This is a genomic window from Pseudomonas sp. MF6755, assembly GCF_016405635.1.
GTDB lineage: Bacteria > Pseudomonadota > Gammaproteobacteria > Pseudomonadales > Pseudomonadaceae > Aquipseudomonas > Aquipseudomonas haemolytica.
On the sequence record NZ_JAEKDA010000011.1, the window covers coordinates 197,660 to 209,505 of the forward strand.

The following is an 11,846-nucleotide window of genomic DNA, read 5'->3' on the forward strand; positions in this document are numbered from 1 at the left end:
GGGGCTTGCCCCCGATAGCAGTGGGTCAGCCAACTTATTTGGTGACTGATACACCGCAATCGGGGGCAAGCCCCCTCCCACATTTTGATCTGTGTTCACCTGGTATTTGCTGTATAGCAAATTACTCGATGAAGGTGACCACCCCACCGGTCAGCGACTTCACCCGCGCCAGCGACTCAACCCGATAACCCTGCGCATCCAGCTCCGCACGCCCACCCTGGAACGACTTCTCGATCACAATGCCCAGGCCGGCCACGGTTGCGCCGGCCTGCTTGATGATCGAGATCAGCGCTTGGGACGCCTTGCCGTTGGCCAAGAAGTCATCGATCACCAGCACGCGGTCACTGCTGGTCAAGTGGCGCGGGGAGATGGCCACGGTGCTTTCGGTTTTCTTGGTGAAGGAATATACCGTGGCCGACAGCAGGTTTTCCGTCAGGGTCAACGACTGCTGCTTGCGGGCGAAGATCACCGGCACGCCCAGGTTCAGCCCGGTCATGATCGCCGGGGCGATGCCCGAGGCTTCGATGGTGACGATCTTGGTGATCCCCGAATCCTTGAACAGCGCGGCGAATTCGTCGCCGATCAGTTTCATCAGCGCCGGGTCGATCTGGTGGTTCAGAAAGGCATCGACCTTGAGAACCTGATCGGAAAGCACGATGCCTTCTTCGCGAATTTTCTTGTGCAGTGCTTCCACGGAAAGCTTCCTCTGATGGCGCAACAGGCGCCGAAAGTAGATTAAAAAGTAGTCGATTCTAGCGCTTTAGCATCGCGCGTATATCCGCCAAGGCGGTGTTGCCGCGAACGGCTTTCACCTCGGTGGGGGTGTCGTCATTGCCTTCCCAGGCCAGGTCGTCCGGTGGCAGCTCGTCAAGGAACCGGCTGGGCGCACAATCGATGATTTCGCCGTATTGCTTGCGCTTGGCGGCGAAGGTGAAGGCCAGTGTCTGACGCGCACGGGTAATGCCCACGTAGGCCAGGCGCCGTTCTTCCTCGATGGTGTCGGCTTCGATGCTGGAGCGGTGCGGGAGGATTTCTTCTTCCATGCCCATGATGAACACGTAAGGGAATTCCAGGCCCTTGGAGGCATGCAAGGTCATCATCTGCACACCCTCGGCACCGTCTTCCTCTTCCTGCTGGCGCTCGAGCATGTCGCGCAGCACCAGCTTGCCGATGGCGTCCTCGACGGTCATTTCGCCGTCTTCGTCTTTTTCCAGGGTGTTCTTCAGCGCTTCGATCAGGAACCAGACGTTGCCCATGCGGTAGTCCGCGGCTTTGTCGCTGGAGCTGTTGGTGCGCAGCCAGTTCTCATAGTCGATGTCCATGACCATGCTGCGCAGGGCGCTGATCGGGTCTTCACCGGCGCACTGCTCGCGCACTTTGTCCATGAAGCGCTTGAAGCGCGACAGGCGGTCGGTGAAGCGCGTATCCAGATGCTCGCCCAGGCCGATTTCGTCGGTGGCGGCATACATGGAAATCTTGCGTTCGGTGGCATAGTTGCCGAGTTTTTCCAGGGTCGTGGAGCCGATCTCGCGGCGCGGCACGTTGATCACGCGCAGGAAGGCGTTGTCGTCGTCCGGGTTTACGATCAACCGGAAGTAGGCCATCAGGTCTTTCACTTCCTGGCGTCCGAAAAAGCTGTTGCCGCCCGACAGGCGATACGGCACCTGGTGGTGCTGCAATTTCAGCTCGATCAACTTGGCCTGGTAGTTGCCGCGATAGAGGATCGCGAAGTCGCTGTAGGGCCGGTCGGTGCGCAGGTGCAGGCTGAGGATTTCCACAGCCACGCGCTCGGCTTCGGCGTCTTCGTTGCGGCAGCGGATCACGCGGATCTCATCGCCGTGGCCCATCTCACTCCACAGTTGTTTCTCGAACTCGTGGGGGTTGTTGGAGATCAGCACGTTGGCGCAACGCAGGATGCGGCTGGTGGAGCGGTAGTTCTGCTCCAGCATCACCACCTTCAGGGACGGGTAGTCGTCCTTGAGCAGCATCAGGTTTTCCGGGCGGGCGCCGCGCCAGGCGTAGATCGACTGGTCGTCGTCGCCTACCACGGTGAACTGGTTGCGCGTGCCGATCAGCAACTTCACCAACAGGTATTGGCTGGCGTTGGTGTCCTGGTACTCGTCCACCAGCAGGTAGCGCACCTTGTTCTGCCACTTCTCCAGGATGTCCTTGTGTTCCTGGAACAGCTTGACCGGCAGCAGGATCAGGTCGTCGAAGTCCACCGCGTTGAACGCCTTGAGCGTGCGCTGGTAGTGGGTATAGACGATGGCGGCGGTCTGTTCCTTGGGGTTGCGGGCGGCTTCCAGGGCCTCGGCGGGCAGGACCAGGTCGTTTTTCCAGGCGCCGATCATGTTCTTGATCTCGTCGACGCCGTCGTCGCCCGCGTATTCCTTCTGCATGATGTCGGTCATCAGGGCTTTCACGTCGGTCTCGTCGAAGATCGAGAAGCCCGGCTTGTAGCCCAGCCGCACATGCTCCTTGCGGATGATGTTCAGCCCCAGGTTGTGGAAGGTACACACGGTGAGGCCGCGGCCTTCGCCACCCTTGAGCAGGGTGCCGACCCGCTCTTTCATTTCCCGCGCCGCCTTGTTGGTAAAGGTCATGGCGACGATGTACTGGGCGCGGATGCCGCAGCTCTGGATCAGGTGCGCGATCTTGCGGGTGATCACGCTGGTCTTGCCGGAGCCAGCGCCGGCGAGCACCAATAGAGGGCCGCCGACGTAGTTCACGGCTTCTTGCTGCCGGGGATTGAGTCGGGACATACGGAATGTGAGGAGTCGTTGTTCAAAAGGGCGGGCATTTTAACAGGCTGGAAAGATTCTGCTTCCATAGAACGACGGTGTGACGTACCACTCGATCTAAATTTGCCGGTTTTGCTACTTTGCCGCAGGATGTGGGGGAATAATCGAGACTATTATTCACAGTCTGCGTATTTGATAATACCTATCATTTGTCATGCATTTGTCATTGTCAGGCCGCACGTCATAATGCCACCGCCAACGAAATTTTGCAGAGTCTAGGGAGTTAGCTTGTCTACGCCTGTCGAACCCTTGCGTTTGCTGCTGCTGGCCGATACGCCGGCGTGGGCAGCGTTGTTGCGCGAGTGCCTGGCGCCGATGGGCGAAGGGGCTGTGCTGATCAGTGCGCCCAACTGGGACTCGGTGAGTCGTCTGTTCGATGACGACCAAGGTGCCGTGCTATTGACCACGCCCAGCCTGCAACCCGGCCCCGGCCGTTGCAGCTTGCCGTGTGTATTGCTGCTGGAGCAGGAGCCGCTGGTTTCGCCGCTGGGTGTCAGCGACTGGTTGATCCTGGATGTATTGGACGCCGACACACTGCGCCGCTGCCTGCGTCACGTGCGCGAGCGCGGCGTGCTGGAGAGCACCTTGCAGCGCCTGGCCGAGCAGGACCCGCTCACCGGTATTGCCAACCGCCAGGGTTTCCAGACCTTGCTGGCGGCGCGGCTGGCAGAAAACGAAGGCCGCGGCCTGGCCCTCGGCCATTTGGACCTGGACAATTTTCGTCACGCCAACGATGCCCTTGGCCATCAGGCCGGCGACCGCTTGATCCTGCAAGTGGTGTCGCGGCTCAAGAGCCAGCTCGAAGCCGGGGACCAACTGGCGCGCCTGGGTAGCGATGAATTCGCCCTGCTGATCGATACCCGCCGGGCGCCGCAGCGCGCCGAGTGGATGGCTGAGCGCATCACCGAAGTGATGGCCGAGCCCTACTGGGTGGATGGCGAAAGCCTGTTGATCGGCTGCAGCCTGGGCGTGGCGCATGCTCGCGCCCGAGCCGGCGCCGACCCGTTGATGTGGCATGCCCATATCGCCATGCAGCAGGCCAAAAGCACCCAGGGCTGCACCTTTCACATCTTCAACGAGCGCATCAACCGCAACGCCCGCAGCCTGGCCGACTTGGAAAGTGAACTGCGCCGGGCCTTGCGCCGTGATGAATTGGAACTGCATTACCAGCCGCGCCTGGACCTGGACGACGGGCATATTGTCGGCCTCGAAGCCCTGGTGCGCTGGCGCCACGGCGAGCGCGGTTTGTTGCCGCCCAGCGAATTCGTGCCCCTGGCCGAACAGAGCGGCTTGATCGTGCCATTGGGTTACTGGGTGATTTCCCGGGCCCTGCGCGACATGCAAGACCTGCGCGAGCGCGGCCTGCCGCCGCTGCACATGGCGGTCAACCTGTCGTTTCGCCAGTTCCAGGACAGCCAATTGCTTTCCACACTCAGCCGCCTGATTGCCGAGCGCGGTGTGGAGGCGCAATGGCTGGAGTTCGAGCTGACCGAAACCGCCGTGATGCGCCGCAGCGACCTGGTCAAGCAGACCATGGACGCCCTTGGGCGGCTCGGCGTGCGGTTCTCCCTGGATGATTTCGGCACCGGCTTTTCTTCGTTCGTGCACCTCAACAGCCTTCCGATTGCCTTGTTGAAGATCGACAAGAGCTTTGTCGGCGGCATGGAAGAGCGCGAAGAAAACCGCAAGTTGGTGCATGCGATGATCAACCTGGCCCACAATCTCAACCTGGAAGTGGTGGCTGAAGGCGTGGAAACACCCGAGCAGCTTGCGCTGTTGCGCTTGTTTGGTTGCGACCAGGCCCAGGGTTACCTGATCAGCAAGCCGTTGCCGTTGCCGGAGTTGGTGGAATACCTGATGTTTGGCAAGAGCCAACAGGCACTGCTGGGTTGAGCCTTGTAAACCCGATCAAATGCGGGAGCTGGCTTCCACATTGACTGTGCGCATTCGCTAGTCAGGCAGTGCAGCCTGGAATCCTGGGCGAACATCCGGCTCCTGCCGAATCATCCGCTTCATCTTGGCCTCAAACGCCCACGTCAGGCTCACCGCCGCACACGCCAGGCCCAACGCCAGGCCCCACCACACACCGGTTGGCCCCCAGCCTAAAGTGAACGCCATCAGCCAGGCCGAAGGTGCGCCAATCAGCCAGTAACAGCCCAACCCCACCAGGAAGGTGGTCTTGGCGTCCTTCAAACCACGGATGCAGCCCATGGCGATGGTCTGTACGCCGTCGAACAGTTCAAACCAGGCGGCGACGGCCAGCAGGCTGACGGCCAGGACGATGACGTCGTGGAACGCCGGGTCATCATGATCAAGGAACAACCCGATCAATGGGTCGGAAAACAGCCACAGCACCACGGCAAATCCCAACATCACCATGGCGCCAAAGCCTATGCCGACCCGCCCGGCCACGCGCGCCTGCAGCAACTGCCCGGCGCCGTAATGCTGGCCGATGCGCATGGTCACTGCGTAGGACATCCCCGCCGGCACCATGAACGCCACCGAGACGATTTGCAGGGCGATCTGATGCGCCGCCAACTGCGTACTGCCCATGGTGCCCATGCACAGCGCGGCAAAGGCAAACAACCCGACCTCCACCGCATAGGTGCCGCCAATCGGCAGGCCCAGGCGCCACAGCTCGCGCAGATATTGAGTATTGAGGCGCAGCAGGCCGGTACTCAGTGGGTAGGCGGCGTAGGCGCGGTTGCTGCGGATGTACCACATCAGTGCCAGCGCCATGCCATTGGCAACGATGGCGGTCACCAGGCCAATGCCCATCAGGCCCAGTTTCGGCAGGCCGAACATGCCTTCGATCAGCGCGTGGTTGAGCAGGTAGTTGACCACCGTACCGCACAGGCTGATGACCATCACCGGGGTGGCCTTGCCGATGGCGCTGGTGAACCCGCGCAGTGCCATGAAACTCAGGTAGCCGGGCAGGGCGAACGGCAGCATCGTCAGGAATTGCCCTGCTGCGGTTACGTTGGTTTCGGTCTGGCCGAACATCAGCAGCACTGGCTTCAGGTTCCATAGCAGCAACGCCGCCGCCAGGGCCATCAACCACGCCAGCCAAAGCCCGGCCTGGGTCAGGCGTGTGGCACCGTCGATATCCCCCGCGCCATGGCGAATGGCGACCAGGGTGCCTACGGCGGCAATCACGCCGATGCAGAAAATCGCCACGAACGAATAGCTCGCTGCGCCCAGGCCACCACCAGCCAGGGCTTCGGGGCTCAGGCGCGCCATCATCAGGGTGTCGGTCAGCACCATCAGCATGTGCGCCAACTGTGAGGCAATCAACGGCCCCGACAGCCGCAGAATGGCCCAGAGTTCGATACGCGCCGGATGTTGCATGATCATCACACTCGAAAAGTCAGGGGGTTGGGGGAGGGTTGATTCTCGACGCTTTAAGCCCATTGCACAAAAGGATAAAAGCGATCGTCCGCATGATTAAAACTCATGCCTGAGTGATTCTGGTAGGGTGCCGATATCGCGCCGTCGGAGCTTTTCAATGTCTCGCCGTCTTCCTCCGTTGTATGCCCTGCGTGCATTTGAAGCCGCGTCCCGGCATAACTCCTTCACCCGCGCGGCGCAGGAGCTGTCCATTACTCAGAGTGCGGTGAGCCGACATATCCGTACCCTTGAAGAGCATTTCGCCTGCCGACTGTTCCAGCGCAGCGGCCGCAATCTGCAACTCACCGAAGCCGCACGCCTATTGTTGCCCGGGGTGCGCGAGGGGTTTGCGGCGCTGGAGCGCGCCTGTCATACCCTGAACGCTGAAGATGACATCTTGCGCATGAAAGCGCCGTCGACACTGACCATGCGCTGGCTGTTGGCGCGGCTGAGTCGCTTCCGCGCGTTGCAGCCAGGCAATGAGGTGCAGTTGACCAGTGCGTGGATGAGTGTGGACGAGGTGGACTTCAACCAGGAGCCCTTCGACTGTGCGGTGTTGTTGAGCTATGGGCATTTTCCGGCGGACTGGGAGGCCAGCTACCTGTTCCCCGAATTGCTGATTCCCGTGGGCGCGCCGAACTTGCTCGCTGATGGGCCTTGGGACGCCGCGCGGCTGGCGAGCGCCGAGTTGCTGCACCCCACGCCAGACCGCCGCGACTGGCGCAACTGGCTGGAGCGCATGGGGCTCTCGTCCCAGGTGTCCCTCAAGGGCGGGCAGGTGTTCGACACCCTGGAGCTGGGCATGATCGCGGCGGCGCGAGGCTATGGCGTCTCAATGGGCGATTTGCTGATGGTGGCTGAAGATGTGGCACAAGGACGACTGAGCCTGCCATGGCCAACGGCAGTGGCCAGTGGGGAGAACTACTACCTGGTGTGGCCGAAAACCCGCCCAGGCGGCGAGCGTTTGCGGCGGTTGGCGGAGTTTCTTCAAGGTGAAGTCAAAGCGATGGATTTGCCCCGGGTCGAACGCCTCGATTGAGTGGGGCCAGGCCGCTGGTGCAATCGTTTGCGGGATACCCCTGTGATTCGCTCAAGTATTGCCAAGCGCCGCCGAAGAAGGTGTGTTGGAACCATCGTGCACCAACGCTTCCCACTCGATAATTTGCCGAGCAGCGCTAAGAGATCAGGATGATCCTGGCCTCGGCCAGGAGCTGTCATGCCTCAACCTCGTGCCCGGATTGCCTCCCAGTTAGGTCTCGCACTCGCCGTGATTCTGGCTGTCGTTATCAGCGGCAGTACCGTCTTCGCCCTGCGTTCCCTCGACTCCGCCAACCTCGACACCCGCGAGGAGCACCTGGCCAGCGAGGCGCGTTTGCTCGCCGATCAACTCAATACCTTCCACAGCACCTTGCGCGAAAGTACCCAGCGTTTGAGCGGGCTGTTTGAAAAGCGCTTCGGTGCTGGCTTGAGTGTGCGTGCGGACCAGCCGGTGGCCGTGGCCGGCGTGCAGACCCCGAGCCTTTACCTGGGCAACGAGGTACTGAACAACAACTTCGAAGAGGTGGATGAGTTCAAGCAGATGTCCGGTGGCGTGGCCACGGTGTTCGTGCGCAGCGGCGACGACTTTATCCGCGTCAGCACTTCACTGACCAAGCAGGACGGTAACCGCGCCATTGGCACCGTGCTTGACCGTCAGGGCGCGGCCTACCAGCGTGTTGCCAGTGGCCAGACCTACATTGGCCGTGCGGTGTTGTTCGACCGTTCCTACATGACCCAATACAGCCCGGTGCGTGACAGCAGTGGCAAGGTTATCGCCGTGCTGTTCATCGGTTTCGATTACACCGACGCCCAGAACGCCCAGTTTGAAAACCTCAAGCGCTTCCGCATCGGCCAGACTGGCTCCCTCGCGCTGCTGGATGAACAGAAGCACTGGCTGGTGGCGCCGGCTGGGGTGCAGGCGCCGGATGAGGCCATTGCGGTGATGCTCGACCTGGCGAAGAAACCGGGAGCAGGCCGTTTCTGGAGCGACAAGCACGAAGATTTCTACAGCGTCTCGGTGCCGTTCGAAGGCGGCCCCTGGGCGGTTGTGGCGAGCATGCCCAAGGCTGAAATTCGCGCAGTGACGTGGGACGTCGGCATCCGCCTGGTGATCGGCAGTGTGCTGGCGATGTTGCTGGCAGTGGGTGCCACGGTGTGGCTGTTGCGCAGCAAGCTGGCGCCCTTGAGCGACCTGGTACGCCAGGCCCAAGCCCTGGGAGCGGGCGACTTGAGTGCGCGCCTTAATGTGTCCAGCCATGACGAGATCGGCCAACTGGCGCGCAGCTTCAACCAGATGGGTGAAGCGTTGTCGACCATGGTTTCGCATATCCGCAGTGCTGCCGAACAGGTCAACAGCCGCGCCCAGGCGTTGTCGGGTTTGTCCGGTGGTGCGTATGAAGGCATGGAGCAGCAGTCCGGCGAGATCACCAGCATGGCCGGCGCGGTGGAAGAGTTCAGCGCCACCTCGTTGAACATCGCCGACAACATGGGCAATACCGAGCGCCTGGCGCAAGAGAATGCCCAGCAGACCCGTATCGGCCGTACCTCGATGCAAGAGGCGTCAGCGTCCCTGGAACATATCGCTACCGCCCTGAACAGTACCGCTGCGGTGATCAACACCCTGGGCCAGCGATCCCAGGAAATCGGCGGGATCGTCGGTGTGATTACTTCCATCGCCGAACAGACCAACCTGCTGGCGCTCAACGCTGCCATCGAAGCCGCCCGTGCCGGTGAGCAAGGCCGGGGCTTCGCCGTGGTCGCCGACGAAGTGCGCAACCTGGCCTCGCGCACCCGCCAGGCCACCGATGAAATTTCCGCGATGATCCAGAGCATCCAGCAAGAAACCGGCAACGCCATCAGCACCATGGAACACGGCAACGTACTGATGCAGGAAGGCCTGTCGCGCAACGCCGACGTGGCCTCGGCCCTGGCGCGTATCGACGAGCAAAGCCGCTCGGCCGGCCAGCAGTTTGCTGCGATCACCACCGCCACCCAAGAGCAGAGCAGCACCGCGACCTTGCTCAGCAGCAACTTGCAGAGCATTGCGCTGGCCAACAGTGAGCAGCGCGAAGTGGTGTCGAACCTGGCGGTTACCGCCAAGGAACTGGAGACCTTGGCGGCTGGCTTACGCCATGAGGTGGACCGCTTTCGTTGAGGCTTAGTGGTCTCCCAACCCAGGGTCCACACGCTTGCCAATGTCCTTGAGCCGCGCCAGTTGGTCTACCATTCCTGGCGCTTCGTCCATGCTGGTGACGAAGGTCCACAGGTAAGTCATGACCGCGTAGATGTGGCCGGCCTTGACCGCTGGGGACAAGGCCAATTGGCTGATCGCAACCACAAACAGCAAGGCGGCCAGCGCGCCGAGAAACAGGTACGCCGCGGCCTCGCGGTCTGAAAGCCAGATGCGCAGGCGAGACAGCACCTGGTAGTGGCGTCGCAGGGTCGGCGCGCCGACCTTTTCGACCAGGCCGATTTCTTTCTCCAGGCGGTTATTCAGGCGCTCGTGTAGTTCCTGGTTGCGCTGGGCAAAACGTGGCAACAAGGTGATGCACAGCAGCAGCGCGGCCAGGCACGCCATGCCTACCCACGGTTCAATCACGATCAACATCACTGCCGCGCCCACGATCGACACCAACGCTGTGGCGATAATCGGCACGTGCTTTTCAAAGAAGTCGACGAACTCCCGTGCAAGCACCACCCGCGCCGCCGATTTCGAGGTGCTGTGGTTCTGTTGGCGCTGGTTGAGAATGACCGGCACCGCGAGGTCAGCGTAGATGCGTGTGAACGTGCGCGTGTCCAGCGCCCGCCGCGCAGCCCCGACCACCCAGAATGCCATGACCACGGCGGCGTAGAACAACGCGCTAGTGGCATCGCCGCGGATAATCGAATCCACCGCGAACCCGGCAAACAGTGGGTAAGCCAGCAATAGTGCGTTTTCCAGCGCCACCAGCGACAGCGTGCAGAACAGCTTGCCGGGATAGGCTTTGGCAATGGCCTTGAGCGTTTGGCTGGCGGACTGCTGGCCGATTCTCTTGCTTTCTTCGATCAGAATTTGTGGGGTGACGGATGTCATGGGTGCACCAAAGGAGTGATAGACGCTATTATTGAGCGACTGCTCAAGTATCCTTGAGCGATCGCTCAATAAGCAAGCGCCGCTTATCTACCCGCGCTCGAAGGAATTGCCCATGTCGCGTATCGACCGTAAAGACCAGATCATCGCCGCCGCCCTCGAACTGTTTCGCAGCAAGGGGTTTGCCGATGTTTCCACCCGTGACCTGGCCGAACATGCAGGGCTGTCGCGCAGCCATGTCTATCACTACTTCAGCGACTGGAATGAACTGCGCCGCGAAGCCTTTGTGCGCTTTGCCAATGAGCAATTGGATGAAGTGCGCGAGCCCTTGGCCGATGCGCCACCGCAGGAGGCTCTCGTGGGGTTCTTGAGCGACTGCCTGCCGAGCACCGCCGATGCAGGCTGGGCTCTCTGGCTGGACGCCTGGGACGAGGCTATGCACGACGCGCAAATGGCCCAGGCTTACCTGGTGATCAACGCCCAATGGCAAGGCATGCTTGCCGAGGTGATCGAGCGGGGCGTTGCTGCCGGTGTGTTTCGCTGCGAGTCGCCCCAGCGCGCTGCACGGCAGATCTTCGCCCTGGCGATGGGCTACGCCGATGACCTGATGCTCAATCCTTCCGCCGAGTCGGCCAAAGCAGTGTTGGATGAGGTGCTGGAAGTGGCGAGGCTGCTGCTGGATTTTTCCTGAGCGCTGCTAGCCAACTGCTGCCGGTCGGTACTGCAGGGCCTCCGCCAAATGATGGCGAGCGATGTCTTCCACTTGCTCAAGGTCCGCCAGGGTACGCGCGACCTTGAGCAACCGATGGGCTGCGCGCAGGGATAGCGTCAGCCGTTCACACGCGCCTTCCAGCCAGCTTTCATCGGCTTTCGCCAAATGGCAGTGTTCACGCAGCCGCGGCAGATCGAGAAACGCATTGGCACACCCTTGGCGCTGTTGCTGGCGCTCACGGGCTTGCGCGACCTGGGCGGACGCTTGCGCGGTGGTTTCGCCGGCCTGTTGGGAGGGGTTCAGTGCAGTGGTCTCCCGCGCCACCGTCAGGTGCAGGTCGATCCGGTCCAGCAACGGCCCGGACAGCTTGTTGCGATAGCGCTGGATCTGCTCCGGCGTGCACCGGCAACGCCCACTGGGTTCACCCATATAGCCACAAGGGCAGGGGTTCATCGCCGCGACCAGTTGAAAGCGCGCCGGGAAACTCACCCGGTCGCGGGCGCGGGAGATCACGATATACCCCGACTCCAATGGTTCGCGCAGCACTTCCAGTACCTTGCGATCAAACTCCGGCAGTTCATCCAGGAACAGCACCCCGTGGTGGGCCAGGGTGATTTCACCCGGTTGCGGTTTTGAGCCGCTGTGACATTTGGAAATTGATGCAACGCATTTCGGGCGCAGGTCGCATTCTACCGTATGATTACCCCTTCAATTGATGCAACTGAAATCCACCAATACGTGCAACTAGGTTTGTTATGGATAGCAATAGCTGCAACCAGCACCCGTTCTCTATTGCCCGACGCGTGAAATCTACGACGCGCAGCCTCTCTGGAGTGTT

The 11,846-nt window shown here is 61.4% G+C and carries 8 protein-coding genes and 2 pseudogenes; 5 read left to right on the forward strand and 5 right to left on the reverse strand.

The window, feature by feature from the left end; all coding sequences use genetic code 11:
* Positions 1 to 121: 121 nt before the first annotated feature.
* Together JFT66_RS16760 and rep are read right to left on the reverse strand one after the other, a co-directional pair.
* The gene (locus tag JFT66_RS16760; protein ID WP_057022713.1) at positions 122 to 694 is read right to left on the reverse strand and encodes a xanthine phosphoribosyltransferase; all 573 of its coding nucleotides are present in this window, start codon (positions 692 to 694) and stop codon (positions 122 to 124) included.
* A 58-nt stretch (positions 695 to 752) separates the two neighbouring features.
* Complete coding sequence (gene rep / locus JFT66_RS16765) at positions 753 to 2,762, reverse strand: DNA helicase Rep (RefSeq protein ID WP_198859663.1); 2,010 nt, start codon at positions 2,760 to 2,762, stop codon at positions 753 to 755.
* 267 nt (positions 2,763 to 3,029) lie between these two features.
* On the opposite strand from rep, the gene JFT66_RS16770 reads away from it, so the two are divergent.
* Complete coding sequence (locus tag JFT66_RS16770) at positions 3,030 to 4,694, forward strand: putative bifunctional diguanylate cyclase/phosphodiesterase (RefSeq protein WP_153837362.1); 1,665 nt, start codon at positions 3,030 to 3,032, stop codon at positions 4,692 to 4,694.
* A 57-nt stretch (positions 4,695 to 4,751) separates the two neighbouring features.
* On the opposite strand, the gene JFT66_RS16775 is transcribed toward JFT66_RS16770, so the two are convergent.
* Entirely contained in the window at positions 4,752 to 6,155 is a 1,404-nt protein-coding gene (locus JFT66_RS16775; RefSeq protein ID WP_198859664.1) for a NorM family multidrug efflux MATE transporter, read from the reverse strand.
* Positions 6,156 to 6,306: 151 nt separating this feature from the next.
* Between JFT66_RS16775 and JFT66_RS16780 the strand changes: the two genes are divergently transcribed.
* The 3 genes and pseudogenes from JFT66_RS16780 (at position 6,307) to JFT66_RS30240 (ending at position 9,381) form a co-directional block, all read left to right on the forward strand.
* Entirely contained in the window at positions 6,307 to 7,227 is a 921-nt protein-coding gene (locus tag JFT66_RS16780; protein ID WP_034116395.1) for a LysR substrate-binding domain-containing protein, read from the forward strand.
* A gap of 177 nt (positions 7,228 to 7,404) precedes the next feature.
* Positions 7,405 to 8,478, forward strand: a pseudogene (locus tag JFT66_RS30235) (Cache 3/Cache 2 fusion domain-containing protein); the annotation flags it as partial.
* 180 nt (positions 8,479 to 8,658) lie between these two features.
* Positions 8,659 to 9,381: a methyl-accepting chemotaxis protein gene (locus JFT66_RS30240; RefSeq protein WP_425338804.1), complete on the forward strand. Its 723-nt coding sequence runs from the start codon at positions 8,659 to 8,661 to the stop codon at positions 9,379 to 9,381.
* Positions 9,382 to 9,384: 3 nt separating this feature from the next.
* Here the strand turns inward: JFT66_RS30240 and JFT66_RS16790 are convergent, their stop codons facing one another.
* Positions 9,385 to 10,299, reverse strand: a complete 915-nt coding sequence (locus JFT66_RS16790; protein ID WP_198859666.1) for an ABC transporter six-transmembrane domain-containing protein — start codon at positions 10,297 to 10,299, stop codon at positions 9,385 to 9,387.
* 112 nt (positions 10,300 to 10,411) lie between these two features.
* Between JFT66_RS16790 and JFT66_RS16795 the strand changes: the two genes are divergently transcribed.
* Positions 10,412 to 10,987: a TetR/AcrR family transcriptional regulator gene (locus JFT66_RS16795; protein WP_034116392.1), complete on the forward strand. Its 576-nt coding sequence runs from the start codon at positions 10,412 to 10,414 to the stop codon at positions 10,985 to 10,987.
* 6 nt (positions 10,988 to 10,993) lie between these two features.
* Here JFT66_RS16795 and JFT66_RS16800 read toward each other — a convergent pair.
* Positions 10,994 to 11,647, reverse strand: a pseudogene (locus tag JFT66_RS16800) (ATP-binding protein); the annotation flags it as partial.
* Between the last annotated feature and the right edge of the window lie 199 nt (positions 11,648 to 11,846).

What these genes read in the sequence shown, in the direction of transcription:
- JFT66_RS16795 (WP_034116392.1), top strand. Translation starts at nt 10,412, where the DNA reads ATGTCGCGTATCGACCGTAAAGACCAGATCATCGCCGCCGCCCTCGAA.
- JFT66_RS16780 (WP_034116395.1), top strand. Translation starts at nt 6,307, where the DNA reads ATGTCTCGCCGTCTTCCTCCGTTGTATGCCCTGCGTGCATTTGAAGCC.
- JFT66_RS16775 (WP_198859664.1), bottom strand. Translation starts at nt 6,155, where the DNA reads ATGATCATGCAACATCCGGCGCGTATCGAACTCTGGGCCATTCTGCGG.
- rep (WP_198859663.1), bottom strand. Translation starts at nt 2,762, where the DNA reads ATGTCCCGACTCAATCCCCGGCAGCAAGAAGCCGTGAACTACGTCGGC.
- JFT66_RS16790 (WP_198859666.1), bottom strand. Translation starts at nt 10,299, where the DNA reads ATGACATCCGTCACCCCACAAATTCTGATCGAAGAAAGCAAGAGAATC.
- JFT66_RS30240 (WP_425338804.1), top strand. Translation starts at nt 8,659, where the DNA reads ATGGCCGGCGCGGTGGAAGAGTTCAGCGCCACCTCGTTGAACATCGCC.